21 protein-coding genes are annotated in these 25,014 nt (G+C 60.9%); 19 read left to right on the top strand and 2 right to left on the bottom strand.

Annotation, left to right across the window (positions count from 1 at the left end):
- Positions 1–53 precede the first annotated feature (53 nt).
- The 10 genes from smpB (at position 54) to VE009_RS04870 (ending at position 10,940) form a co-directional block, all read left to right on the top strand.
- Complete coding sequence (gene smpB, locus VE009_RS04915; protein ID WP_325006293.1) at positions 54–533, top strand: SsrA-binding protein SmpB; 480 nt, start codon at positions 54–56, stop codon at positions 531–533.
- Between the two features lie 227 nt (positions 534–760).
- Positions 761–2,521, top strand: a complete 1,761-nt coding sequence (locus VE009_RS04910) for a LytS/YhcK type 5TM receptor domain-containing protein (RefSeq protein WP_325006292.1) — start codon at positions 761–763, stop codon at positions 2,519–2,521.
- Positions 2,518–3,288, top strand: coding sequence for a LytTR family DNA-binding domain-containing protein (locus tag VE009_RS04905; RefSeq protein ID WP_325006291.1), 771 nt, complete (start codon positions 2,518–2,520; stop codon positions 3,286–3,288). Before VE009_RS04910 ends, VE009_RS04905 begins: the two co-directional genes overlap by 4 nt.
- Positions 3,289–3,449: 161 nt before the next feature.
- On the top strand, positions 3,450–5,177 hold the full coding sequence (gene acsA, locus VE009_RS04900; RefSeq protein WP_325006290.1) for an acetate--CoA ligase: 1,728 nt from the start codon (positions 3,450–3,452) through the stop codon (positions 5,175–5,177).
- Between the two features lie 25 nt (positions 5,178–5,202).
- Positions 5,203–5,517, top strand: coding sequence for a DUF485 domain-containing protein (locus tag VE009_RS04895; RefSeq protein WP_325006289.1), 315 nt, complete (start codon positions 5,203–5,205; stop codon positions 5,515–5,517).
- 3 nt (positions 5,518–5,520) lie between these two features.
- Positions 5,521–7,047, top strand: coding sequence for a cation acetate symporter (locus VE009_RS04890; protein WP_325006288.1), 1,527 nt, complete (start codon positions 5,521–5,523; stop codon positions 7,045–7,047).
- A 231-nt stretch (positions 7,048–7,278) separates the two neighbouring features.
- The gene (locus VE009_RS04885) at positions 7,279–8,700 is read left to right on the top strand and encodes an FAD-dependent oxidoreductase (protein ID WP_325006356.1); all 1,422 of its coding nucleotides are present in this window, start codon (positions 7,279–7,281) and stop codon (positions 8,698–8,700) included.
- Positions 8,701–8,991: 291 nt separating this feature from the next.
- On the top strand, positions 8,992–9,366 hold the full coding sequence (locus tag VE009_RS04880) for a response regulator (RefSeq protein WP_325006287.1): 375 nt from the start codon (positions 8,992–8,994) through the stop codon (positions 9,364–9,366).
- Positions 9,356–9,991 carry a chemotaxis protein CheC gene (locus VE009_RS04875; RefSeq protein ID WP_325006286.1) on the top strand — a complete coding sequence of 212 codons (636 nt, stop codon included), beginning with the start codon at positions 9,356–9,358 and terminating at the stop codon, positions 9,989–9,991. The genes VE009_RS04880 and VE009_RS04875 overlap by 11 nt, the downstream gene beginning before the upstream one ends.
- Positions 9,984–10,940, top strand: a complete 957-nt coding sequence (locus tag VE009_RS04870) for a sensor domain-containing diguanylate cyclase (RefSeq protein WP_325006285.1) — start codon at positions 9,984–9,986, stop codon at positions 10,938–10,940. The genes VE009_RS04875 and VE009_RS04870 overlap by 8 nt, the downstream gene beginning before the upstream one ends.
- A 120-nt stretch (positions 10,941–11,060) precedes the next feature.
- Here the strand turns inward: VE009_RS04870 and VE009_RS04865 are convergent, their stop codons facing one another.
- The gene (locus tag VE009_RS04865; protein ID WP_325006284.1) at positions 11,061–11,474 is read right to left on the bottom strand and encodes a CHRD domain-containing protein; all 414 of its coding nucleotides are present in this window, start codon (positions 11,472–11,474) and stop codon (positions 11,061–11,063) included.
- A gap of 150 nt (positions 11,475–11,624) precedes the next feature.
- Here VE009_RS04865 and VE009_RS04860 point away from each other — a divergent pair, with 150 nt between their 5' ends.
- The 6 genes from VE009_RS04860 (at position 11,625) to VE009_RS04835 (ending at position 19,949) form a co-directional block, all read left to right on the top strand.
- Positions 11,625–13,415 (top strand): SpoIID/LytB domain-containing protein, encoded by a 1,791-nt coding sequence (locus tag VE009_RS04860; RefSeq protein WP_325006283.1) that lies wholly within the window; start codon positions 11,625–11,627, stop codon positions 13,413–13,415.
- A 137-nt stretch (positions 13,416–13,552) separates the two neighbouring features.
- The gene (locus VE009_RS04855) at positions 13,553–13,792 is read left to right on the top strand and encodes a cold-shock protein (protein WP_325006282.1); all 240 of its coding nucleotides are present in this window, start codon (positions 13,553–13,555) and stop codon (positions 13,790–13,792) included.
- Positions 13,793–14,317: 525 nt separating this feature from the next.
- Positions 14,318–15,907, top strand: coding sequence for a methyl-accepting chemotaxis protein (locus VE009_RS04850; protein ID WP_325006281.1), 1,590 nt, complete (start codon positions 14,318–14,320; stop codon positions 15,905–15,907).
- 58 nt (positions 15,908–15,965) lie between these two features.
- Positions 15,966–16,394 carry a chemotaxis protein CheW gene (locus VE009_RS04845; RefSeq protein ID WP_325006280.1) on the top strand — a complete coding sequence of 143 codons (429 nt, stop codon included), beginning with the start codon at positions 15,966–15,968 and terminating at the stop codon, positions 16,392–16,394.
- A 17-nt stretch (positions 16,395–16,411) separates the two neighbouring features.
- Positions 16,412–18,355, top strand: coding sequence for a chemotaxis protein CheA (locus VE009_RS04840; RefSeq protein WP_325006279.1), 1,944 nt, complete (start codon positions 16,412–16,414; stop codon positions 18,353–18,355).
- A gap of 28 nt (positions 18,356–18,383) precedes the next feature.
- Positions 18,384–19,949 (top strand): putative bifunctional diguanylate cyclase/phosphodiesterase, encoded by a 1,566-nt coding sequence (locus VE009_RS04835; protein ID WP_325006278.1) that lies wholly within the window; start codon positions 18,384–18,386, stop codon positions 19,947–19,949.
- Positions 19,950–20,030: 81 nt separating this feature from the next.
- On the opposite strand, the gene VE009_RS04830 is transcribed toward VE009_RS04835, so the two are convergent.
- Positions 20,031–21,323, bottom strand: coding sequence for a PAS domain S-box protein (locus VE009_RS04830; RefSeq protein WP_325006277.1), 1,293 nt, complete (start codon positions 21,321–21,323; stop codon positions 20,031–20,033).
- Between the two features lie 497 nt (positions 21,324–21,820).
- Between VE009_RS04830 and VE009_RS04825 the strand changes: the two genes are divergently transcribed.
- The 3 genes from VE009_RS04825 to VE009_RS04815 all read left to right on the top strand — a co-directional run bounded on the left by VE009_RS04825 (position 21,821) and on the right by VE009_RS04815 (position 25,009).
- Positions 21,821–22,384: a hypothetical protein gene (locus VE009_RS04825; RefSeq protein WP_325006276.1), complete on the top strand. Its 564-nt coding sequence runs from the start codon at positions 21,821–21,823 to the stop codon at positions 22,382–22,384.
- Positions 22,385–22,805: 421 nt separating this feature from the next.
- A complete protein-coding gene (locus VE009_RS04820; RefSeq protein ID WP_325006275.1) occupies positions 22,806–23,849 on the top strand; it encodes an NDP-sugar synthase in 1,044 nt (347 codons plus the stop codon).
- Positions 23,846–25,009 carry a glycosyltransferase family 4 protein gene (locus tag VE009_RS04815; RefSeq protein ID WP_325006274.1) on the top strand — a complete coding sequence of 388 codons (1,164 nt, stop codon included), beginning with the start codon at positions 23,846–23,848 and terminating at the stop codon, positions 25,007–25,009. The genes VE009_RS04820 and VE009_RS04815 overlap by 4 nt, the downstream gene beginning before the upstream one ends.
- Positions 25,010–25,014 lie beyond the last annotated feature (5 nt).

The raw sequence follows: 25,014 nt of genomic DNA, 5'->3' as shown, positions 1-25,014 counted from the left end.
CGCGGCGGTTGGTATCATGGGATACCGGAACTTATGCGGAGGTGGACCCTTTCATGGCGAAGAAGAACGACGGCAAGGAACTCGCCCAAAACCGAAAAGCGTCCCACGATTACTTCATCGAGGAAACGTACGAAGCGGGCATCGTGCTGACGGGCACGGAGATCAAGTCGATCCGGGCCGGCAAAGCGAATATTTCCGATGCGTTCGCGACGATTCGGAACGGAGAGGCGTTCATCCACAATATGCATATTTCCCCGTTCGAGCAGGGCAACCGGTTCAACCCGTCCGACCCGACGAGGGCGCGCAAGCTGCTCCTGCATAAGAAGGAAATAACGAAACTGCTGGGGCTGTCGAAGCAGGAAGGGTACACGATCGTCCCTTTGAAGGTATATATCAAGAACGGCTTCGCCAAGATGCTTGTCGGCCTCGGCAAAGGCAAAAAGAATTACGACAAGCGCGAGTCGGCGGCGAAGAAGGACGCGCAGCGCGACATCCAGCGGGCGCTGAAGGAACGTCAAAAAGTAGCTCGTTAAATTGCGGAAGGCCGCCATCCCGGGAGGGGTGGCGGCCTTTGTCGATCTAGGCTCGGTAACAGCGACAGGCGGAGTTTTCCGCATGGCGCGCCGGCGCTCTGAACGTCTTGCCCTCGGCGGGAAGTTCGTGTAATCTGAGCACAATTCCGTCCGCGAGAGGGCGGAGGCGGGCCGTATGCGCGGGGGATCCCCGCGGACGGCCGCGGAATCGGAGGTGCGGCGGAGCGATGATGCAGCTGACGCTGCTGCTGTTCGAACGAATGGGCTTGTTGCTCATTCTGGCATTCATGATCATTAGAATTCCGGTATTCCGCACGCTGCCGGATCGGCGCACGGACGCGGCGGGATTGGCGCTGTACGCGATCTTCTTCGGCTTGTTCAGCATCGCCGGCACGTATGCGGGCGTGACGGTGGACGAAGGGACGTTCGCCACAACCTTCTTGACCGCGCCGCTCGAGCCGGGGCAGGCGCTGGCGGACTCCGCGTCGATCGGCATCATCGCGGCCGGCCTGCTCGGAGGCGTTCGCGCGGGGACGTTCGCCGGACTGCTGTCAGGTCTGCACGCTTGGTGGATCGGCGGGATGACGGGCGTGCCGGACGCGGTGTCGGCGCCGATCATCGGCCTGTTGTCGGGCTGGATCGGGCGCTTCTTCGACGAGGAGCGGGTCATCGCTCCGATGAAGGCGCTGTTCATCGGGGTGTTTCTCCCGATTGTATCGATGGGAGCGATTCTCGTGGCCCACCGCTCCTCGGACGCCGCGATTCGCCTCGTCGATGCGATCGGCATTCCGACGATGCTGGCGAACAGCGTCGGCCTCGGCATATTCGTCGCGATGGTGCTCGGGGCGCTGCGCGAACAAGAGCGGGCTGCGGCCTTGGAGACCGAGAGAGCGCTGTATATCGCCGAATCGGTGCTGCCCTATTTGAAACGCGGCTTGACGTACGAAACTGCGGAGGCGACGGCCGAGCTGCTGTACCGGGAGCTGCGCGCGAACTCGGTCGCGGTGACGGACACGGAGCGCATTCTCGCCTTCGTCGGCGTCGGGAAGGAGCGGTTCGTGGTAGGGGAGCCGATCCAATCCGAGCTCTCGCGCGAGGCGCTGCTTACGGGGCGGGTGCTGGTCGCCGCCGACAAACGTCAAATTCAGCCGCATCATCCGTCGATCACCGCGCAGATCGTCATTCCGTTCAGCAGCGGGGGGAAGACGGCGGGGCTGATCAAGCTGTATTTCCAGAGCGTGCGGCAGATCAGCGCCGTAGAGGAGGCGCTCGCTAGAGGCCTTAGCAAGCTGATCGGCATCCAGCTGGATCTCGCCATGGCCGAGCAGCTGCGGGAGCTGATGAAGGACGCCGAGCTGAAAGCGCTGCAGGCGCAAATCAATCCGCATTTCTTGTTTAATACGTTGAACGCGATTGTAACGCTCATCCGCGTCGACCCGAACGCGGCCCGGCAAATTACGGTGAAGCTAGGGGCGTATCTGCGTATGAATTTAACGATGACGCAGTCTCCGCTCGTGCCGCTGGCGCAGGAGCTGGAGCATCTCCGAACGTATATCAGCTTGATGCGCATCCGCTTCGAGGATCGGCTCGCCATCGAGGTGTCCTGTGAGCGCGGGCTCGAGACGGCGAGCATTCCGCCTTCCACGCTGCAGCCGCTCGTCGAGAACAGCGTCCAGCACGGATTTCGGGGCCGCACGAGCCCCGGCGAGGTTCGCATCGAGATCGCGCGGGCTGCGGGCGGCATCGCCGTGGAGGTGCGGGATAACGGCGTCGGCTTCGAACCCGGGCGGCTGGGCGAGCCCGGCGACCGTCCCGCCGCCGGAGGAGGAAGCACGGGCATCGGGTTATATAACGTGAACCGGCGGTTGATCCATCTGTTCGGCCCGGCGTCGGGGCTGCGGCTTGCGAACGCGCCGGAAGGCGGAGCGGTTATACGATTTACGATTCCATTCGACGCATCGCGGGAGCGGGAGGGGGACGGCTCATGAGGGTAATGATTGCGGAGGACGAACGATTGGCTCGCGAAGAGCTGCTGTACTTGTTGTCTCAGGAGGAAGACGTCGAGCTGCTGCCGTGGGCGGACAGCGGGCCGCGGCTGCTGGAATTGGCCGCCGCGCACGAGCCGGATGTCGTCTTCCTCGACATTCATATGCCGGGCTTCGACGGAGTCGAGACGGCTGAACGGCTGCGCCGGAGCGAGCGTCCGCCTTACATCGTGTTCGCCACGGCGTACGAACAATACGCGCTGGACGCGTTCCGGCTGGAAGCGGTGGATTATTTGTTGAAGCCGTACGACGAGGAGCGGCTTCGGCAGACGCTTCGGCGGGTTCGCCAGCGGCTCTCGGCGGCGCGGCGCGCGCACCCCTCCGGAGCGTCCGCCTCGTTCGCGCCGCCGAAAGCCCCGGCGGGAGGCGTGAAGCCGCGGCTCCTCATCGACGACGGCAGCCGCATGGTCGTGGTGGACCCGGAGAGCGTCGCTTACGCGGCGAAGGAGGAGAAGTGGACCCGGATCTACTTGACGGACGGGCAGGTGTACGCGACGAAGCTGACGCTGCAGGAGCTGGAGGAAAAATTGGGCGGCGCGGCGTTCTTCCGCACGCACCGCAGCAATCTCGTCAACCTGAACTGCATCGATGAGTTGGAGCCGTGGTTCAACGGCGCTTACAATATTTTGCTGAAGGACGCGAAGCGCAGCCGCATTCCGCTGGCGAGAGGAGCGGTCAAGGAGTTTATGAACCGCTTGCAGGGCCTGTGACCGGGGTGGGCGGAAGCCGTTGCCGTTCGAACTCGATTTTTTGTATTTGACGCGCGTTTTCGAGCATTTCGGGTCGCTGCGCCTCCGCACGGCAGTCAATTGTGATACGCTGATAAAGCGCTTACAGCAATCGATAATCAAGACGCGGAGGCGATGTCTGCATGGAAACGATACAGCACAGCCGAGAACGATTGGCGCCCGAAGCGGGAGCCTATCACGTCACCGATTATGAAACCGCATACAATAATTTTTCGTTCGAAGACGTTCATCCCGCTTTCAGCTGGCACGAAACAGGGAAGGTCAATATGGGGTACGAGTTGATCGACCGCCACGCCGCGGGAGAGAACAAGGAGAAGACCGCCCTCCTCTTCGTGGATCAGCACCGGACGGAGACGTACACGTTCGAGCGGATGCGGCGGCTGTCCAACCGGTTCGGTAATGTATTGAGAAATCTCGGGATCGAGAAAGGGGATCGCGTCTTCTTCTTCCTGCCTCGCTCGCCGGAAGTGTACGTCGGCATCGTGGGCGCCCTGAAGATCGGAGCGATCGTCGGGCCGCTGTTCGAAGCGTTCATGGAAAGCGCCGTCACGGATCGCTTGGCCGACGCGGAGGCGGTCGCGCTCGTCACGACGTCCGCCTTGAAAGAGCGGGTTCCGCGCGACAAGCTGCCGAAGCTGCGGCATCTCATCATCGTCGACGAACAGGAGGAGTACGGCGAGGGCGAAATCGACTTCCACGAGGCGATGGCCCGCGCGTCGGAAGAACTGGACATCGCCTGGGGGACGCTCGAGGATCCGATGATCCTGCACTACACCTCCGGGTCGACCGGGAAACCGAAAGGCGTCCTGCATGTGCAGCATGCGATGGTGCAGCAATATATTACGGGCAAATGGGTGCTGGATTTGCGGGACGACGACATCTATTGGTGCACCGCCGACCCGGGATGGGTGACCGGAACGTCGTACGGCATCTTCGCGCCTTGGCTCAACGGCGCGACGAACTTGGTCCGCGGCGGCCGCTTCTCCGCGGAAGGCTGGTACCGGACGATTCAAGAGCACCGGGTGACCGTATGGTACAGCGCGCCGACGGCGTTCCGCATGCTAATGTCGGCCGGCGACGAGACGGCGGCGCGTTACGACTTCTCCAGCCTGCGCCACGTGCTGTCGGTCGGCGAGCCGCTCAATCCGGAGGTCATCCGGTGGGGGCTGTCGGTCTATGGGAGACGCATTCACGACACCTGGTGGATGACGGAAACGGGAGCGCATATGATCGTGAACCTCCCCTGCATGGACATTCGGCCGGGCTCGATGGGGAAGCCTTTCCCGGGCATTCGGGCGGCCATTCTGGACGACCGGGGGAACGAGCTTCCGCCGTATACGATGGGCAACCTGGCGATCCGCGTCGGCTGGCCGTCGATGATGCGGGAGATTTGGAACAACCCCGGCAAATACGCCGAGTATTTCGTGGAAGGCTGGTATATTTCCGGCGATTCCGCTTATATGGACGAGGACGGATACTTCTGGTACCAAGGCCGAGTCGACGACGTCATCAATACGTCCGGCGAGCGGGTAGGGCCCTTCGAAGTGGAGAGCAAGCTGGTCGAGCATCCGGCCGTCGCCGAAGCGGGCGTCATCGGGAAGCCCGATCCGCTGCGGGGCGAAATCATTAAGGCGTTCATCTCGCTTCGCGACGGGTACGAGGCTTCGGAGGCGCTGCTCGAGGACATCCGCATCTTCGTGAAGACGGGGTTGTCCGCCCATGCGGCGCCGAGGGAATTCGAAGTCGTCTCGACGCTGCCCAAGACGCGCTCCGGCAAAATCATGAGGCGCGTATTGAAAGCGCGGGAGCTAGGTCTCCCCACAGGCGATTTGTCGACGTTGGAAGAGTAAGACACGGATCAGGGAGGAATGTTCGATGACAACGAAGACGCAGCCCGATTACCGGAAAATCGCCGCTTCGGAAAGCTTCCGTCGGTTGATGTCCCGGAAGAAGCGGTTTATTTTGCCGTTGTCGCTGTTTTTCCTGACGTTCTACTTCGTGCTGCCCGTCATGACGTCCTACACGGACGTGTTGAACGGCAGCGCGCTCGGGCCGATCACGTGGGCTTGGGTGTTCGCGTTCGGGCAGTTCGTCATGACCTGGGCGCTGTGCACCCTCTACACGCGGAAGGCCGTTCAATTCGATAAAATGTCCGAAAACATCAAGGCGGAAGCCGGAGGGGAGGCGTAAGCGATGAATACGGCGTTTCTTCTTTTCCTGGTCATCGTCGCCGGCACGCTGGTCATCACGTACTACGCCGCGCGGAAGACGAAAACCGCCAGCGAATTTTATACCGCGGGCGGCGGATTGTCGGGCTGGCAGAACGGCCTCGCCATCGCCGGCGACTATATGTCGGCGGCTTCCTTCCTCGGCATCGCGGGAATGGTGGCGCTGTACGGATTCGACGGATTTTTCTACAGCATCGGATTTCTGGTCGCTTATCTCGTCGTGCTCTATTTGATCGCGGAACCGCTGCGCAATCTCGGCAAATATACGATGGCGGACATGATCGCCGCGCGCTTCGACAACAAGAAGGTGCGGGGCGTGGCGGCGCTGAATTCCGTCACGATCTCCATCTTCTACATGATCGCGCAGCTCGTCGGCGCGGGCGCGTTGATTAAGCTCCTGCTCGGTCTCGAATATACGACGTCCGTGTTGATCGTAGGCGCGCTAATGACCGTGTACGTCGTGTTCGGCGGCATGACGGCGACCAGCTGGGTGCAGATCATCAAGTGCGTTCTGCTGATGGCCGGCACGTTCATTATCTCGCTGATCGTCTTCTCGAAATTCGACTTCAGCGTGATGAAGATGTTCGAGCAGATGCGGACGGCTACCCCGCTGCAGGAGGCGTTCCTCAACCCAGGCAATAAGTTCACGAACGGCTTGGATACCCTCTCGCTGAATATGGCGCTTGTGCTCGGCACGGCGGGACTGCCGCATATTTTGATTCGGTTCTTCACGGTCAAGGACGCGCCGACCGCGCGCAAGTCCGTCGTGGTGGCGACCTGGATCATCGGACTGTTCTACGTCATGACGATCTTCCTCGGGTTCGGCGCCGCCGCTTTCGTCGGCACGGAAGCGATCGTGAGCGCGAACGCCGCAGGCAACATGGCGGCCCCGCTGCTTGCCAGAGCGCTCGGCGGCGACTTCCTCTTCGCGTTCGTCTCGGCCGTCGCGTTCGCGACGATTCTGGCTGTCGTCGCCGGCCTCGTGCTTTCGGCCGCGTCCGCGTTCGCGCATGATTTCTACAGCCACATCGTGCGCAGAGGAACGGCGACCGAGAAGGAGCAGGTCGTCGCGGCGAAGCTGGCGTCCGTCGGCGTCGCGGTCATCTCCATTGTGCTGGCGCTGTTCGCCCAGAAGCTGAACGTGGCCTTCCTCGTCGCTCTGGCCTTCGCCGTCGCGGCGAGCGCGAACCTGCCGGTGCTGGTGTTTACGGTATTCTGGCGGCGGTTCAATACGGCCGGCGCGGTGACGGGGATGCTGGCGGGCCTCGGCTGCTCGCTGCTGCTCGTCGCGCTCAGTCCGAACGTCTGGGATCCGGTGGCGGGCAAGGCGATTCTCGTCGGCACCCCGCTCATTCCGCTCGCGAACCCCGGCATTATTTCCATCCCGGTCGGCTTCCTCGGAGCCTTCCTCGGAACGTATCTCTCTTCGAAGCGAGACGATGCGAAGTATGACGAGATTTTGGTGAAAGCGAACACGGGACTGCAGGGATAATCGATTAACGTACGTTTCGGCGTTCCGCCGCGCACCGGTCTTCTCCGACCGAGGCGCGGCTTTTCTTGTCGCTCCGGAGCCGGCCCGGCGCGTAAGCGAATGTGTGACGGAGAACAAGGAACGGGGCGAAAATTCAGCGGCGATGACAAACCTTGCGCCGCCCGATTGTCACGGCGCGGAGGAAGCGATACATTGGGGGTTAAACGGAAGTTCGGCGAAGGGAATGATTCGATGACGTTGGAAGCTTTGAACGAACGGGTGCGAACGGATCTGGCCTATTTGGCTTTCGCCGGGGCGAATTGGGTTCGTCCGCGAACCCGGCCCGAAGGGCACGTGTACGACGTTGTCGTCGTCGGCGGCGGGCAGAGCGGCTTGGGCATCGCCTTCGGCTTGCTCAGGGAGCGAATCTCGAACATCCTAGTCATCGACGAAAACCCCGAAGGCTGGGAGGGGCCTTGGGAAACGTATGCGCGCATGGTGACGCTGCGGACGCCGAAGCATCTGACCTCCATCGACCTCGGCGTTCCGTCGCTGACGTTCCGCGCGTGGTGGGAGGCGCAGCACGGCCCGGAGGGCTGGGAGCGGATCGGGAAAATTCCGCGCGGCGATTGGATGAACTATTTGCGGTGGTACCGGAAGGTGCTCCGGCTGCCCGTAGCGAACGAAACGAAGCTCGCCTTGATCGAGCCCGCGGGGGACGGCGCCCATCGGCTCCATCTCGAAGGAGCGGGGGCGCCCGCGCCGATGCTGCTGGCGCGCAAGGTCGTGCTCGCCACCGGCATTCAAGGCGGCGGGGAATGGCACGTGCCTTCGATGATCGCGGATCATCTGCCGCGCAGCCTCTACGCGCACACGTCGGAGCGCATCGACTTCGAGAAGCTGAAGGGCAAGCGGATCGGCATCTTAGGCGGCGGCGCCTCGGCGTTCGACAACGCTCAGTTTGCGCTCGGGGAAGGCGTGGCGGAAGCGCGCGTGTTCGTCCGACGCAAAGAGCTGCCGCGCGTCAACCCGATCCGCAAGATGGAAGCTTCGGGCATGATCGAGCGGTATCCGGCGCTGCCCGACGCCGATAAATACGCGGTAATGGTCCATTTCTTCGCGAACAATCAGCCGCCGACGAACGATACGTTCGAGCGGGCGGCCGCACAGCCCGGATTCAACCTCCACCTGGGGGAGCCGTGGCTGCGCGTGAAGCCGTCGGGCGCGGGCGCCGCAGTCGAGACGCCGCAAGGCGAGTACGAATTCGATTTCCTCATCGTCAGCACAGGGCTCCTCACCGACCCCGCGCTCCGGCCCGAGCTGCGCCTGGTCGAGAGCCATATCGCCCGATGGAGGGACGTGTATCGGGCGCCGGCCGAGCTCGCGAATCCGACGATCGACGCGCATCCGTACTTGACGCCCGGCTTCGCGTTCGTCAGCCGGGACGAACCGGGGCGGCGGCGGCTCCACGGCCTGTTCTCCTTCAGTTACTCCGCCTTGATCAGCTGCGGCGTTTCGGCTTCCGCGCTGTCGGGCATGAAATTCGGCATCCCGCGCATCGTGTCCGCCGTAGCGGACCAGCTGTTTCTCGACGACCGCGATGTCATATTGCAAGACTACTACGATTATGACGAACCGGAGTTCGTCGGAACGTGGCCGAATAAGCAAGCTTAAACCATCGATTGGCGCGCAGGATGCCGCGGAATTTTCCGCGGCATCCTTTTTTTTTGGCCCGGTTAGGCCGATGGTTTCAGTAAAGTATCAGAATGATGTCGTAAAATAGATGGTTAAGACGAACAATGTCGGAAAGTAAATCTAAGGTCCTATGAATCACGAATGTAAAATATTAAAATAGTCCTGAATTAACAAATATTTTCTATCCAATTCCAGCTATTTTATATTACTAATTTTCCAAGATGTGACGATAAAAAGGATAGGACAATAATTCCAAGGGGATAAGACTTCATGAAAATACTGATCGTGGAAGATTCGATGTTCGTTCAAAATATGACGCGCCGGGTCGTTACAGATCATTATCCCGACGTAGAGGTCATTGTCGCGAGCAATGGGGAGACCGGCTACCGGCTGTACGAGGAACATCGTCCGGATCTCATTCTGACGGATTTATTGATGCCCGGCTTGAGCGGACAAGAGCTGCTGCAGAAAATCCGGGAGACCGACGCCGATACGAAGGTGATCGTTATCTCGGCCGACGTGCAGAAGGCGACGCGCGACGAGATCGAACAGCTCGGCATCCAAGGCTTCGTCAACAAGCCGGTGACGGGGGAGAAGGCGGAGCTGCTCGTTCGGCTCATCGCGGAGGCGCGTCATGCTGAATGAGCTGCAGAAGGATGTTCTGACCGAGCTGGTGAACGTCTACGTCGGCCAAGCCGCCCACATGCTGTCGGAGATGGTCCAGCAGCGTATCGTGCTGAACATTCCGGAGGTCGAGCTGCTGTCGCTCGCGGACATGAACCCTTCCGATCAGCGGTTTAAGGTGTTTTTCAGCGAAGGGCACGTCATCAGCTCGTCGCTGAAGTTCGGCCGCGAGTTCAGCGGGAAAGCTTCGCTGCTGTTTCCCGCGCATCAGGCGAAGCTGCTCGTGAGCGTTTGCCTCGGCGAAGTGGCGGAAGAAGCGGACGAGGAATCGATCCGTCTGATGGATACCGATTTGGATGTGCTCAAAGAAATCAGCAACGTGATTTTGAACGCGATCGTCGGGGAATTCGGGAACTTCCTTGGGTTGAAGCTGGAATATACGCTGCCCGACATCGAGCTCGTCTTCGTCTCGACCGCGGACCAGAGCGCCATTATGCAAAACGAGCTGTATGTGCTTATCTTGCACACGTCGTTCTCGCTGGCCGAAACGAAGGTGAAAGGGGTTATCATTATCGCGCTGAGCATGAACTCTATCGCGACGCTGCTCAGCAAAATCGATGCCGTACTGGAGGACCACCGTGGATAGTTTGGTTTCCCAAGCGTTGGACCGAACGAATGTCGGGGTTATGATCGTAGATCGCGAAATGAACATCGTCGTTTGGAATCGATGGCTGGAGCGGTATACGGGGAGGAAAAGGGACGAAGTCGTCGGGCTGAGCCTGCCTTCGGTATGTCCAAAATTCCAAACGAAAGCGTACGCGGATATCGTGGTCAACGCGCTGTATCACGGGCAAAGCCGCTTTTGCTCCGGCACGCTCCACAAGGCGTTCGTCCTGCCGAAGGACGCGCCGGACGACCACGTCAGCAGGCAGAACATGCACGTCGAACCGCTGTACGAAGCCGACGCGAGCTATGCGCTGATTCAAATTACGGATATGACGAACATGTACGACCGGGTGTACAAGCTGAAGAATTTGATCCGGGAGATGGAAGTCGAGTTCAACGAAATGCGGAACGCCGAGCGGGTGAACCGCCATCTCGCTCTTCACGACTCGCTGACGGAGCTGCCGAACCGGCTGTATTTCAACGACAGGCTCGCTTGGGCGATCAGCTACGCGCAGCGGAACGGGGACAAACTGGCGGTCATGTTCCTCGACCTGGACGGATTCAAAGAAATTAACGACGCGTTCGGACACGAGTACGGGGACAAGGTGCTGAGGGAAACGGCGCAGCGGTTCAAGGGGTGCATCCGCAGCAGCGACACGATCGCCCGGCTGGGCGGAGACGAGTTTATCGTTGTGCTGAGCCAGCTGAAGGGGGAGCGGGATGCGGCGGTCATCGCGCAGAAGTTCGTGAAGGCGCTGGAACGGCCATTCGAGGTCGACGGCGCGTGCGTGCGCCTCTCGGTCAGCATCGGCATCAGCTTGTACCCTCGGGACGGCGGGGAGCCCGCGGAGCTGGTGCGCAAAGCGGACATGGCCATGTACAAGGTGAAAGGGACCGGCAAGAACGCGTTCGGGTACGCGGCGGAATGACGCGGAAGGTATCAGGAGCAGCAGGAGCGGCGCGGACAGTGACTTCGCGCCGAAGATAAGGCCGCCTTTCGCCGAGAGCGAGAGGCGGCCTTCATTGGCTGCGCCGCGGGGAACCTTCGGTCAGCGGATGACGGAGCGGCGGATTTGGCCGCGAATTTCGCCGTTGGGCCGCTGCACGGTGTGCACGTTCACGTACGCGTTGCCGTTGTTCAGCTCGCGCACGAGGTCGCGGATCGTCCGTCCTTGCAGCGGTCCGACGAGATTGCGGGCCGTCAGCGTTCCGCGGACGACGCCGCGGCCGGTCGAGATGCCGAACGCGGACGGGCCGAACAAGAAGGCGACGACCGGTCCGTTCCGACCGGGGCGACCCAGATGGATATGCGCTTGCGTCATGCGGGAGATGTTCTGCACTTCGAGACGGAAGCGAATGCGCCGGTTGGCCTCATCGTAATGGAAGACGGCGGTGCCAAAGGCCGGCGTCGCGACCGGAGGCACCTCGTTGCGGCCGAGCAGGAGCGCTCGATATACGGTCATAGAATTCCCTCCTTTCCTGACAAGCTATAAGCATCCTATTCAACGGAGCGTTCCGCGGGAAGTGCGCCAACCTACCCCGGCCGCGGACATGCGCACATTCCGCCGCCCGATGAAGGATTTTCGGGAAAGTAAGGAATAGTAAGGGGTGAGGTGATCGACATCAGAAGCGCATACCGTATTGCGGCGCTGGCGGCCGTCATTCTCGCCGTCGGCGTCGCCTCCTTGGCCGTCCGCCACGATTCGGAGGTGCGCCGGTACCGCCCCTACTCGGCCGCGGCGAACATTTCCGTCAAGCTGATCAATTATTTGGGGAACGTCGCGGAGCTGCAGTTGAACGTCGTCGGTTCGTGTACGGTGAACGGCATGGCGGCGCCGGCGAATGCGTCGTACCGCCTGCGCGCGGAGAACGGGGAGATCGCCGTGTACGAAGGCGCGGCGCGCGTTATGGCGGCGCCGTCGGTGACGTTCGCGCCGACCGTATACGGCACAAGCAATTACGTCGTCCTGAATCAGCGCCCCTATCTCGGCACCGTCGTATGCAGAGCGGAGGGCGGCTTCGTCCGGCCGGTCAATACGCTGCCGCTTGAGGACTACCTGAAGGGGGTCGTTCCGTACGAAATGCCGGACTTCTGGCCCCTGGAAGCTCTCAAGGTGCAGGCGGTCGCGGCGCGGACGTATGCCGCGGCCCGCAGCCGATCGGTCATCGACGATTCGATCAATTACCAAGTGTACGCAGGGTATCGCTGGCAGCCGAACGCGACGCGGGCGGTGAACGAAACGCGGGGGCGCCTGCTGATGTACCGCGACGCCCTAGCCGAGACGCTGTATTCGGCCAGCAACGGCGGCCTGACGGAATCGAACGCGAACGTCTGGGGCGGCGATCCGCTTCCGTACTTGCCGATCCAGTCGGATCCGTACGACCCCGTGCTGCCGTGGAGCTTCCGCATACGGAAGACGCAGATCGATTTGACGGGTCGAGACTTGTCCAATCCGGACGCCTGGTGGGCGGAGGCGAAGGAGGCCGATCCGACGATCGCCGCCAATCTTAAAACATGGCTCGTCCGCAACGGCTACGCGAGCGGAGACGTGAAGATCGTGTCCGTGCCGGAGCTGTCGGTCTCGGACGTTCGCACGTCGGGCGGGCGCGCCATCCGGGGGAGCATCGCCGTCACGTTCGTCATGAAAGGGAGCAGGGACGAAACCGGGGCTCTTCGGCTGCACGAGGTCCGGTTCCAAGATGCGACCGCGCAGCGCATCCGGGCGATGATCGGCGCGAGCCTGATTCGCAGCTACTTGATCGACCCGGTCGCTTCGGACGATACGGCCTTCACGATGTCGGGCCGCGGCTTCGGCCACGCCGTCGGAATGAGCCAAGAAGGGACGAGGCGAATGGCGGAGGCGGGCTTCGGTTTCGAAGAAATATTAAGCTTCTACTACCCAGGCACGGCGCTGACGGCGGCGCAGGAGGCGCCGCCGCCGGAAAATATTAGCCCTCAGGAGCCCGAGGCGCCCCCGGAGGAACCGCCCGCGCCCGAGCCTGCCGTCGAGGAGCGGCCGCTGAGAGATATTACGCTGACGATCGGCAGCAGAAGGGCGCTCGTCGACGGTACGGCCGTCTCGATGCTGGAGGCGCCGTATATCGAAGGCGGCCGCACGATGCTGCCCCTCAGGTTCATCGGGGAGCATCTGGGCGCGCGGGTCGATTGGGACGGCGAGGCGCGGACGATCGCGATTTCGGAAGAAGGGCTCTCCATCGTGCTCAGACCGGACAACACGGCCGTCGCGGTGAACGGGGAGACCCGACGGATCGACGTTCCGCCCCGCATCGTCCGCGGCGTCACGTTCGTGCCGATCCGCTTCGTCACCGAGCAGCTGAACGGAACAGCCGATTGGAACGACGCGGCGCGGACGGTGCGCGTGCGGAGGCGGCTCGCTCCCTGACCTTGTCCGTTCGCGGAGGAGGGCGCTGGTTTGCGATTAAGGCGGCGCTATGGTATATTTGGCCAAATGTGCATGTAAAATATGGGTGTCAGCCCGACGGAGGGTGTCTTGAATGGAGACGGGCGCGGAGGTTCGCCATGTATAATTCTAGGAAGAAGCCGGCCGAGGAAGTTCCCTACGCGGACACGGCAATCTGGTCTTGCACGAACGACGGCTGCAACGGATGGATGCGGGACGAATATTCGTTCGACGAAGTGCCGACATGCTCCCAATGCCAGTCTCCGATGGAGCGCAGCATGAAAAGTCTCCCGGTGTTGGCCGATACGGGATTCGGGTACAAGAAAATGACGAAGCCCGCACCCAAAGCGAAAGAGTAACGATCGAAGGGCCCGAACGCGCGAAGCGTTCGGGTCTTTCTGTTTTATTTGCCGATAAAACCCAAAATCAAGGAACGATTTACAAAATATTTAAAAATCGGCCGGACTTCGGATCGTCCCGTGTTGACACAAAACAGTAACAAACGCCAACCGAGCAAACGATTTCAGACCATGCGATTCACGCGGATATTGATCAAATGGCAAAATTGCAGCTCCGTCTCCGCGCCTCGAATCCGGCACCGCCCGAAACGCGAACTGTTCGGATCTATTATGGAGCTTGATCATTAACGACAATTATTGTTATGTACATTAATCTTTTTTTTGGCGAAAGAAAACGATGTCAACCGGCGGATTCGTTAGCAAACCATTATTGTAAGCGATTCAACCGGGTTCCATGAATTTGTATGGAATATATTACAATCGCCCATAAGACGCGCCGGATTTGCTAATCTTTACCTTCGCGCGCAAGGCTTCGGCGAACCGGCAGCAATCGGAACACATCATGCAATAGGAGGATTTTAGACCATGCCAAGATGGGTGCTGAATTTGAACGCTTCGGCGAAGCTGACCGCCTCTTTCGGGATCGTGGCCGTTCTTCTGGTGTTCGTAGGCGTTTACGGGTTGCTGAATTTAAACCATTTCAACAACATGATTAGCGACACGTACGAAGACACGGCGGCGGTCGATCATATGTCGCAAGCGCAGCTGTCCTTCCTACGGACGAGGCTGTACATAAGAGACATGGAGCTGATCGCCGATTCTCGGTCGGAGAAGGAGGCGCTCGCGCAAGAGGCCGAGAAGGAGATCGCGGTTCTTGAGGAGCGGATGAGCGCCTACCGCGGCGCGAACATCACGGACGAGGAGAAGGAGCTGCTGGCAACGTTCGACGAGCGGTGGGGCGAATACAAGGAGCGGTACGCGCAGCTTGTCGACACGAACCTCTCCGGCGACGCCGAACGATTCGCGTCCGAATTGGAAACGTTCGACGCATTCGCGAGCGGAGTTCGCGGGATTATGACTTCCATTATCGAAACGAACGTGCACTACGCCGAAGAGGCGAACCGGGAGTCGAACGAAATCTATGCGTCGACGCGAACGACGATGATCGTCGTCATCGCGATCGCCTTGGCGGTCAGCGCCGTTCTCGGCTACGGCATCGCGCAGCTGATCGCCCGCCCGCTGCGGCTCGTCGTCGAGGCGGTCGGCAAGGTGGCCGGCGGCGACTTGCGAGTCGAGCTGGCGATCGATACGAAGGACGAAATCGGCCGCCTCGCGGCCGCCGTGAACGAGATGAGCTCGAACCTCCAAAAGCTGGTCTGGCAGGTGGCGGGGGCGGCGCACAACGTCGCCGCGGCGGCGCAGCAAATTTCCGCCGGCACGGAAGAGGTCGCGAGCTCCAGCAGCGATCAAGCGAATTCCGTGCAAACGATGAACGAGCTGCTGCAGGAGCTGGGCGCCGCCGTGCACGCGGTGGCGAAGCGCGCCGAAGAAGCCGCCGAGCTGGCGAACGAAACCGAAGCGGCGGCGAAGCAGGGCGGCGAAATCGTGACGCGTTCCGTCGAAGGCATGAACCGCGTGAACGAACAAGTGCTGCTGCTCGTGAACGACTCCAATACGATCGGCGACATCATCGAAGTGATCGACGACATCGCCGAGCAGACGAATTTGCTCGCGCTGAACGCGGCGATCGAAGCGGCGCGGGCGGGCGAGCAAGGGCGAGGCTTCGCCGTCGTCGCGGACGAGGTTCGCAAGCTCGCCGAGCGAAGCGGCGAAGCGACGAAGCAAATTTCCGCGATCATCAAAGGGATGCAGAGCAACACGCAAAAGAGCTTCGAAGCCGTCTCGGAGGGCGTCGTCCTTACGGAACAGACCGGCGACGCGTTCCGGAGCATCCTGCGCATGGTCAACGACTCTTCGCAGAAGGTCGTCGAAATCGCCGCCGCGAGCGAGGAACAGGCCGCTCAGTCGGCCGAGGTGCTGACGGCGGTCGGGACCGTCGCCGCCGCCAGCGAACAAGCGGCCGCGGCCGCCGAAGAGACCGCTTCTTCTTCGCAGTCGCTCGCGCAGCTCGCGGAAGAGCTCAATTCGCTGGTCGCGGCCTTCAAGGTCGACTGACGCGGCGAAGCGCGGGCTCGTGCGCACGAACGAATTCACGGAAAGGCTTGGTGGGAGCATGGAAGCGGCCGCAACCCGGGAGCAATATGTCGAAATGGGCGTCGGGAACGCCAAATACGCATTAAATATTCGCGACATTCACGAGATCATCAAGATGCAGACGGTGACGGAAATCCCCAACTCCAAGCCGTACGTGAAAGGCGTTATAAATTTAAGGGGGAAAATCGTCCCCATCGTCAGCTTGCGATACTTGTTTCATCTGCCGGAGGAGGAAAGCACCAAGGCGTCCCGCATCGTCGTCGTCAATCACCGGGAGGACACCGTCGGCGTTATCGTCGATCAGGTGAACAAGGTCATCACGTTCTCGGAAATTCAGCCGCCTCCGGACAGGGTCGGAACGTTGAACGGGGCTTTCTTTGCGGGCATCGGGTTTACGCCGGCGGGCTTGGTCGGCATTCTGAAGCTGGACCAGCTGTTGGTTCGCTGACGGAAGGAGCGGACCGAATGTTCGACATAGGGCAGTACAGGGATGTGTATTTGGAAGAAGCGGAAGATCAAATTCGAGTCATGGAAGCGGAAATTTTGCGTCTCGCGCCGGGCGGGGCCAACGACGAGGCGATTCAGCGGCTGTTCCGGGCCGCGCACACGCTGAAGGGCTCCTCCGCCGCGCTGGGCCTGAACCGGACGCGGGATTTGACGCACGAGATGGAGAGCGTCATGGATCGAATCCGGAGCGGAGAGCTCCCGGTGACGAAGCATTTGATCACGCTGCTGTTGATCGGGCTGGACCGCTTGAAGCTGCTGACGGACGAATTCGCGGGGGAAGTCGAACCGGGCGGCGTCGACGTAGAGTCGTTCGTCGAAGCGTTGAGGCGATTCGCGGAACAGCCGCGCGTCGAGCCTGCGCCCGACCGTTCCGCCGCCGAGGAGGCGGGCGCGCCGCGGGAGTATCGGCTGCATATCGACATCCGAGCGGATTGCGAAATGAAAACCGTCCGGGCGATGATTATCCATCGGGAGTTGAACGAATGGGCGAAGGTGGTCGAGATGTCGCCTGCCCTCGACGCTCTGGACGAATCGTTCCCGGGGCGGCTCCGCCTGACGATCGAAACGGACATGCCGCCGGAAGAGGCGGAGCGGTTCGCGCTGTCGCTGACGGATGTCTCATCCGTCCGGGTCGAGGCGGCGGCAGCGCCGCCGGCGCGATCCGGCGCCGCCCCGGACGTGCCGCAGGCGGGCGGAGAACCGGAGCCCTCCGTCAAGGGGAAGGCGCGCACGCAGACGGTTCGCGTCAGCGTCGAGCGTCTGGACGAGCTGATGAATTTGGTCGGCGAGCTCGTCATTGAGCAAACCCGCATCCGCAGGGCGTACAAGACATTGAAACAAATATGCAGGACGGAGCCCGCCGTGGAGGATTTGGGTCAAATCAACGACCACTTGACGAGAGCGATCGGCGATCTGCAAGAGAACGTCATGAAGCTGCGCATGCTTCCGATCGAGCACGTCTTCAATAGATTTCCGCGGATGGTTCGCGATTTGGAGGTAACGCTCGGGAAAGAGGTGCGCATCCAGATCGAGGGCGGCGACACGGAGCTGGATCGCACGCTCATCGACGACATCGGAGACCCGCTGATCCATTTGATCCGCAACGCGCTCGATCACGGCATCGAAACGCCCGAGGAGCGGCGGCGGAAAGGGAAGGACCCGGCGGGAACGCTGCGCATCCGCGCATTCCACGAAGATAACAGCGTTAACGTGCTGGTGGAGGACGACGGGGCGGGCATCGATCCGGAGAAAGTCAAACGGTCCGCGGTTCGCAAGGGTTTGATTTCGGAAACGAAAGCCGACGGCTTGTCCGACCTGGACGCCGTCAAGCTGATCTTCGAACCCGGATTTTCGACCGCGGAGGTCGTCAGCGACGTGTCGGGGCGGGGCGTGGGCATGGATATCGTACGGAGCCAGATCCAGTCCCTGAACGGGTCCATCGAGATCGATACGGCCATCGACCGGGGGACGACGTTCCGGATCAAGCTGCCGCTCACGCTGGCCATTATTACCGGATTGCTGGTGAAATCCGGCGGTTCGACCTTCATCATCCCCATGGGAGCCGTCTCCGAAATCGTGAGAGCGTCTCCGGGGGACATTCACAGCATGCATGGGGAAGAAACGATCGTTCTTCGCAGCCGCGTAATCCCTGTCGTGCGGCTCCACCAGCTGCTGCATCTGTCGAAAGCGAGAAGCGAGAAAGCTACCGTTCCAATCGTCGTCGTCCAACATGGGGACAGGCGGGCGGCGATCGCGGTGGACGAACTGATCGGAAATCAGGAGGTCGTCATCAAGTCGCTGGGCGCTTACGTCGGGGCGAACGAACGGATCGCGGGCGCCACCATATTGGGCGACGGCCGAGTGGCCTTGATCTTGGACGCGGCGTCGCTGGTGCAAGGCTAGAGGCGTAGACAGTAAAGGGGAATGACGCATGAAAAGAAACGAGCTGGCCATCGCGCTGGTCATCGCCGTCGGCTTCGGGTTCGGAGCGGGACTGTCGGCGCCCGGCGCGGGTCGGGCGGAGGCGGTGCTGATCGCCGCCCAGTGCATAAGTTTTGCTTACATTTGCTTACTGACCGGGCGGCTGCGGCGCGAAAGCGCCTTGTTGGAGGAAGCGCGGGCGATGGAGCGGCGGCTGAAGGAAAGCGAGTCCCGCTTACACCGGTATAAAGAACAGACGGCGAGGGAGCTTGCGCAGCTGTCGCATTACGACCCTGCGACAGGGCTGCCGAACCGAAACCTGTTGAATGTTCGTTTCGAAGAGATGCTGGAGCGTTCGACGCGGCGGCGCAAGCCGTTCGCCGTATTGTCTTTGGACGTGGACCGTTTCAAGATGATCAATGATACGAAAGGGCACCGGTTCGGCGATCTCGTGCTGAAGGAAATCGCCGGCGTGCTCCAAGACGTCGTCCCCGAGAAAGGGCATATTTTCCGATACGGGGGAGACGAATTCGTCGTTCTGCTGGAGCAAGCGTCCGGCATGGACGACGCGGCGGAAGTGGCGAGGCGGATCATCGGCGCGTTCTCGGATCCGATCGCGGTCGACGGCCAGGACGTGTACGTCACGGTCAGCGTCGGCATCAGCATGTCGCCGAACGACGGCATCGACTTCGATACGCTGTTGAAGCATGCGGATTCCGCAATGAACCATGCGAAGGAGCGGGGCAAGCATCACTTCCAGTTTTACAGCTCGAACCTGAACATCGAAATGCAGCGTAAAGTCGATATCGAGCATGAGCTGCGGAAGGCGCTCGTCAATCAGCAGTTCGAACTGCACTATCAGCCCCAGGTGAACGCGAGCACGGGACGCATCGTCGGCGTAGAGGCGCTGCTTCGATGGAATCACCCTCGGCTCGGCTCCGTATCGCCCGCGGAATTCGTGCCGGTCGCGGAAGATTCCGGCTTGATCGTACCGATCGGGAATTGGGTGCTGCGGACGGCGTGCCGGCAAAACAAAGCGTGGCAGGACGCCGGCTACGACAGCATCCCGATCGCCGTCAATTTCTCCATGAAGCAGTTCGAACAGGCGAATTTGGTCGGCGTCGTGTACCAGGCGCTGCAGCTGGCGGGACTCGACCCGCAATATTTATGTCTGGAAATTACCGAGACGGTCGCTTACCGCCAGGTGGAACGAACGATGAGGCGCATCGAGGATTTGAAGCATATCGGCATCCAGATCGCGATCGACGATTTCGGAACGGGGTATTCTTCGTTGAGCTCGTTGAAGAAAATCGCGATCGATACGCTCAAGATCGATAAGACGTTCGTCCAAGACATTACGCGCAGCCGCAGCGACTTGGCCATCGTGAACACGATCATCTCCATGTCGAACATATTGGAGTACAAGGTTGTCGCGGAAGGCGTCGAGTCCGAGGAACAGTTGGAATTGCTTAAGGAGCTAGGGTGCTTCGACGTGCAGGGATTTTTTTTCGGCAAGCCGGCGCCGGCGAGCGCGTTCGTACAATATTTTCCGGAGAAATGCGAAGCGGCGTTCTGAAGAAATTGCGGTCGAGTACGAAAAGAAGCTCTCGGACGGTTCCGAGAGCTTCTTTGGCTAAGGGTTACGCCCGGCGTGTGCTCAATGCAGCTCCGTTACGTCGATGTTCAGCGCGTCGGCGATGACCCGGAGCGTGAATCGGTGCGGCTTGCCGATTTTCCCGCTTTTCAAGTTGGAGATGGTGCCGCGGGACAGACCTGTCATTTCCGACAAAGCGTTAGTGGAAATGTTTCGCTCCGCCATGATCATCCGCAGTTTGCGCCCTGGATCGTGTTTATGGTCCGCCGTCGGCCGTTCGGCCGCGTCGACGACTTTCGTTACGATGCAGATGGCGCGTTTGCCTCCGCTGTACGAAAGCATGCAGTAATTTTTCGTCAAGATCTTCGTCCCGGTTTTGCCCGCGGCGTATTCGAGGCGGCACGACATCGACCCTTTGTCGAACAGGCGCCCCAGCTTCTGCCGGAACAGCGGCAGGCTGCCATCGGCGACGAGCTCTTTCCACGTCAGCTGCGCCAGCTCCTCGGACGATAGGCCGAGCGCGGCCGCGAACGCCTTGTCGCAATGCAGCACTTTCCCCGGCGCGAGCCGATCGGTAATTTCGACCCAGAGGAAGGAATACGGGTTGCGCTCCTCCGCGAGATCGGCGTCGTCGTTCCAATGCCGCACGCCTGGCGAAAGCGGTTCCCCTCGGACGAAGCCCACGATTCCGATGACGTGTCCCCGGCGCACCTGAGGAACGAGCGCGTTATTGACGGAGAACGCGTGCTTCGATCGATGGATGATCGAGATGTCGCCGATAAGCGTCGTCTTTTCCGACGCCAGCCGCTGGATTTCCGATACGGCCGCCTCCGCGCTGACGCCGGTCAGCAGCTGGATGCAGGACATCTGCAGCAGCTCGTCCCGGGAATACCCGGTCAACTCTTCCGCCGCCCGGTTCGCCTCCGTGAACTTCCCGTCCAACCCGATCGCGTATGCCGGGTTCGGGTTCATTCTCACCAGCGTTTGGAGGAACGCGTCGAATTCCTCCTCGGCGGAACGTTGTTCGGTAATGTCGGTCAGCATACCGTCGATTTGGACCAGTTTGTTGTCAGCGTTGTAGAAGGGAATGACGCGCTGGCGGTACCAGCGGACGCGCTTGTCCGGGCCGGTCAGCGAAAACTCCAGCGTCTCCTCTTTCTCCGAATAATTGCTCTTGACCCAGAAGTCGCGAAACGAGGTCCCGTAAATTTGCTCGACGGCGGGCGAGTAAATAATCGTATCCGTCAGAAGATTCCAAGACCACATCGGAATTTGAAACCGATGAAGCAATTGGCCGGCTTTAGACGTTATATAAACAACTTCTCTTTGTAAATCGAGGCGAAACGCTTCATCCATACATCTCATCCTCTGTTACGAAATAGTTAAAAATGTTAAGTATTAAAATAATATTAACAATGAGAGAGAGAGTTTTCATCAACCTGACCTATTTTGTACATTTGAACATTGCCGCAAGCGCCGAGCTTCGGAGTTCGGCCGCAATGCGAAAGCGCTTGCTTCTTCCGTTTCGGGCGGAGCCGTTTCTATGCATATGTCCAAAATTAAGAGACTTATAGGGACTGTGAAGGAAAGCGCTGCCAAAAAAGAAGGGGGATAGACTGCTCGGTTAACGAAGCTGCTTGTTATCGTGCACACTGAAAGTTCAACGCGCGTAGCCGGTTTCCTTCTTTCGCTCGAAGAGTAGGCGCGTGCGAATCATGCTTGCTTCGCAATTTCTTCGTTCAATCTTCGCAAAATGCACGAGGGATCCCGCGGTCGATATTGACGGAGCTCCTTTATACTTGAGAAGGCCGCTTTACGGAGCGGAAACCGGGATACGAAGGAGGAACTCGATCGTGAAACGATGGGATACGGGAAATTGGGTATGGGCGGCCGTGACGCTCGTGTGGGCGGTCGACGCGGCGCTCGTCGCCGCGGGACTCGTTCGGCATACGCACGCGTCGGCGCATTGGACGCTCGGCTTGCCGCTGCTGCCGCTGGCCGTTCACGGGCTTCGCTTGCGAGCGTCGATTCGCGCTTGGCCCCGGGGCGGCATGGGCGGGCTGCTGTACGTCGCCGGGCTGTGGGTGCTGGCCGCAGGCCAAATCGTGGAATCGTTCGGCGACCCGATCGCGAACTCGCCGCTCCATACGGCAGGAGTCGTGCCGTCGGCAGTCGGGATGGCGCTGTTGATGGCCGCTTCGATCTGGCTGCTGGCGACCGCGGTCCGAACGAAATCGCTGCCGTTGTGGGCGGCTGCTGCTGCCGTGGCCGCCGTCTTCGCCGTCATTCGCTGGAACGCCGCGCAGGAGGACAATCATTCCGCCGTCTTGTTGATTTTTACGCTCGGATATTGGCTGTTGCTGCGCGTCGACCGCCGCTCGTCCCCTGGACATGGGCGCGCAACGACGAAATCTTGAAACAGAGCCCATAATCGGGAGAAATTTTATTCTTAAACCGGGAAATTGTGGGGTTTTTGGCGAATTTCCTTCTTGAGCGGGGGAGGGAGGTTTGTTTTAGAATATTATTAGCAGACGTTGGCAGTGAGTGCTAACACCGTTAGGGAGGGATGGCGTTGGCAGTCCGAAAGTTGGCGGCGATTCCGCTCGCCGATTCGCCAGGCTCGCGCCGCGAGCTCAGGGGATTTTGGTTCGGCTCCGGTCGAAGCTTTCGGTGGCTGAAGCGCAAATGGAGGCGCTCCTTGCGGAGGAGCCGAATCACATTTTCATAAGAGAAGTCGTTGATGACTGAAGTTTTTGCCGTTCATGGGTACCACATGACCGATGAAAAGTTCGCCATGAACAGACTTCTTTTTTTTGTGCAAAAAGGAGGAGAAGCGATATGAAGGCGTTACTGCTTGCTGGAGGTTTGGGCACCCGGCTGCGGCCGTTGACGGAGGAGCTGCCGAAGCCGATGGCACCTGTCGGCAACCGCCCATGGCTCGAGCATCTTGTGCTTCAATTGAAGGAGCAAGGAATTCGGGAATTCGTCATCGCCTTGAAGCACTATCCGGAGCATATCGAGCGTCATTTCGGGGACGGCAGCCGGTTAGGCGTGTCCATCGAATATACGCGGGAGGAGGAAGCGCTGGGCACGGCCGGGGCGATCAAGCTCGCGGAGCCGCTGCTCGGCGATACGTTCCTTGCGCTGAACGCCGACGTCGTGCAGCGCATTGAACTGCTGCCGCTGCTGGAGTTTCACAAGGAGCGCCGAGCGGCGGTGACGATCGGGCTCACGGAGGTCGAGGACCCGTCCCAATTCGGCGTCGTGGAACGGACGTCCGCGGGGCGCATCCATCGGTTCGTGGAGAAGCCGAAGCGCGGGGAAGCGCCGTCGCGGCTCATCAATGCGGGCATCTACGTGATGAACCGGCAGGCGCTCTCGTTCATTCCGCCGGGGCGGGAAGTGTCGATCGAGCGAGAGACGTTCCCGGCGTTGATCGAAGCCGGCCAGGGCGTGTACGGCATGCCGATGCGCGGGTATTGGCTCGATATGGGGACGCGGGACCGATATCGGCAGGCGCACTGGGACATGCTGGACCGCAAGCTTGCGATTCCGCTGTTCGGGGAGGAAAGAGGGAAAGGCATATGGGTTGGAAACGATTGCTCCGTCGGCTCCGGCGCCTTATTGATTCCGCCCGTCCTTATCGGCGATCGGGTGCGCATCGGTGACCGGGCCGTCATCGGTCCGTACGCCGTCATCGGCGACGATTGCCGCATCTTAGGCGAAGCGCGGGTATCGGAGACGATTTTGTGGGACCGCTGCCTCGTCCGGCAGGGGGCGCGCCTTCACCAATGCGTGTTCGGGTACGACGCCGAAATCGGCTCCAAGCATATATTGTTCGAGGCCGTCGTGAACCGGATGAAAGAGGCGGTATCCGTATGACGCGCATCGCTTATATCGGCACGTACGTGCCTCAGAAATGCGGCATCGCTACATATACCCACCATCTGCGGCAAGCCGTCCGCGGGGCGCGGGGATGGAAGGGGGTCGATCCGGTCGTGGCGGTTCGCCCTTCGGCGGACCGCTCCCCGCTCTCTGACCCCGCCGTATGGACGCTGCCGAAAGACGACCGCGACGCCTACGCGAAGATGGCGGAGCGGCTCAACCGGAGCGATGTCGACGTCGTGTCGCTGCAGCACGAATTCGGCATCTTCGACGGCGAGGCGGGGGACTTTGTCCTAGAGCTGCTGGAGCGGCTGACGAAGCCCGTCGTGACGACGTTCCATACCGTGTTCGAGAAGCCCGAGGAACCGTACCGCAGCGTGCAGGAGCGCATCGCCCTCCGCAGCGACCTCGTGCTCGCCATGAATCGGAAGGCGGCGGAATATCTCCATGAAGCGTTCGGCACGCCTAAGGAGAAGCTGTGGTTCGTGCCCCACGGCACGCCCGAGCCGGCGCCCGGCAAGCGCAAAGCGGTGCGGGCGGAGTGGGGCTGGCAGGACCGGAACGTCATGATGACGTTCGGCCTGCTCAGCCGCGGCAAAGGGCTGGAGACGGTCATCCACGCGCTGCCCGAAGCCGCCCGGCGCGTGCCGAACTTGTTGTACGCGATCGTCGGGCAAACCCATCCAGAGGTGCGCAAGCGCGAAGGCGAAGCGTACCGCGAGGAGCTGCGCGCGCTGATCGCGAGCCTCGGCGTGGAGAGGCATGTGCTCATGATCGACCGGTACGTGGAGGAGGACGAATTGGTCGGACTGCTCTCCGCGTGCGATCTGTACGCGACGCCGTACCCCGGCCTGCAGCAAATTACGAGCGGCACGCTGGCGTATGCGGTCGGCCTCGGCCGTCCGGTGCTCAGCACGCCTTACGCGTACGCGAAGGACATCCTCGCGGACCATCCGGAGCTGCTGCTGCCGCCGGGCGACGCCTCCCGATGGGCCGAGGCTGTCATATCGCTCCTATCCGACGAAGGACGGCGCAAGCGGATCGCCCGCGAGCTCGGCCGGATCGGCGAAAGCATGCATTGGCCGAAGGTCGGCGAGTTGCACCTGAAGCTGTTCGGCATGGCGGCGTCGCGGCGGTCGGTCACGCAGGCGACGTAACCGAA

Origin of the sequence: Paenibacillus sp., assembly GCF_035645195.1 — a bacterium.
Classification (GTDB): domain Bacteria; phylum Bacillota; class Bacilli; order Paenibacillales; family YIM-B00363; genus Paenibacillus_AE.
The sequence above is the reverse complement of the archived record's forward strand: the minus strand, read 5'-3'. Positions and strand labels throughout refer to the sequence as shown.

Coding starts and splice junctions, on each gene's coding strand:
- VE009_RS04875 (WP_325006286.1), top strand. CDS start 9,356: ATGCTGAATGAGCTGCAGAAGGATGTTCTGACCGAGCTGGTGAACGTC.
- acsA (WP_325006290.1), top strand. CDS start 3,450: ATGGAAACGATACAGCACAGCCGAGAACGATTGGCGCCCGAAGCGGGA.
- VE009_RS04855 (WP_325006282.1), top strand. CDS start 13,553: ATGTATAATTCTAGGAAGAAGCCGGCCGAGGAAGTTCCCTACGCGGAC.
- smpB (WP_325006293.1), top strand. CDS start 54: ATGGCGAAGAAGAACGACGGCAAGGAACTCGCCCAAAACCGAAAAGCG.
- VE009_RS04845 (WP_325006280.1), top strand. CDS start 15,966: ATGGAAGCGGCCGCAACCCGGGAGCAATATGTCGAAATGGGCGTCGGG.
- VE009_RS04820 (WP_325006275.1), top strand. CDS start 22,806: ATGAAGGCGTTACTGCTTGCTGGAGGTTTGGGCACCCGGCTGCGGCCG.
- VE009_RS04835 (WP_325006278.1), top strand. CDS start 18,384: ATGAAAAGAAACGAGCTGGCCATCGCGCTGGTCATCGCCGTCGGCTTC.
- VE009_RS04905 (WP_325006291.1), top strand. CDS start 2,518: ATGAGGGTAATGATTGCGGAGGACGAACGATTGGCTCGCGAAGAGCTG.
- VE009_RS04815 (WP_325006274.1), top strand. CDS start 23,846: ATGACGCGCATCGCTTATATCGGCACGTACGTGCCTCAGAAATGCGGC.
- VE009_RS04865 (WP_325006284.1), bottom strand. CDS start 11,474: ATGACCGTATATCGAGCGCTCCTGCTCGGCCGCAACGAGGTGCCTCCG.
- VE009_RS04895 (WP_325006289.1), top strand. CDS start 5,203: ATGACAACGAAGACGCAGCCCGATTACCGGAAAATCGCCGCTTCGGAA.
- VE009_RS04850 (WP_325006281.1), top strand. CDS start 14,318: ATGCCAAGATGGGTGCTGAATTTGAACGCTTCGGCGAAGCTGACCGCC.
- VE009_RS04830 (WP_325006277.1), bottom strand. CDS start 21,323: ATGGATGAAGCGTTTCGCCTCGATTTACAAAGAGAAGTTGTTTATATA.
- VE009_RS04885 (WP_325006356.1), top strand. CDS start 7,279: ATGACGTTGGAAGCTTTGAACGAACGGGTGCGAACGGATCTGGCCTAT.
- VE009_RS04840 (WP_325006279.1), top strand. CDS start 16,412: ATGTTCGACATAGGGCAGTACAGGGATGTGTATTTGGAAGAAGCGGAA.
- VE009_RS04910 (WP_325006292.1), top strand. CDS start 761: ATGATGCAGCTGACGCTGCTGCTGTTCGAACGAATGGGCTTGTTGCTC.
- VE009_RS04890 (WP_325006288.1), top strand. CDS start 5,521: ATGAATACGGCGTTTCTTCTTTTCCTGGTCATCGTCGCCGGCACGCTG.
- VE009_RS04880 (WP_325006287.1), top strand. CDS start 8,992: ATGAAAATACTGATCGTGGAAGATTCGATGTTCGTTCAAAATATGACG.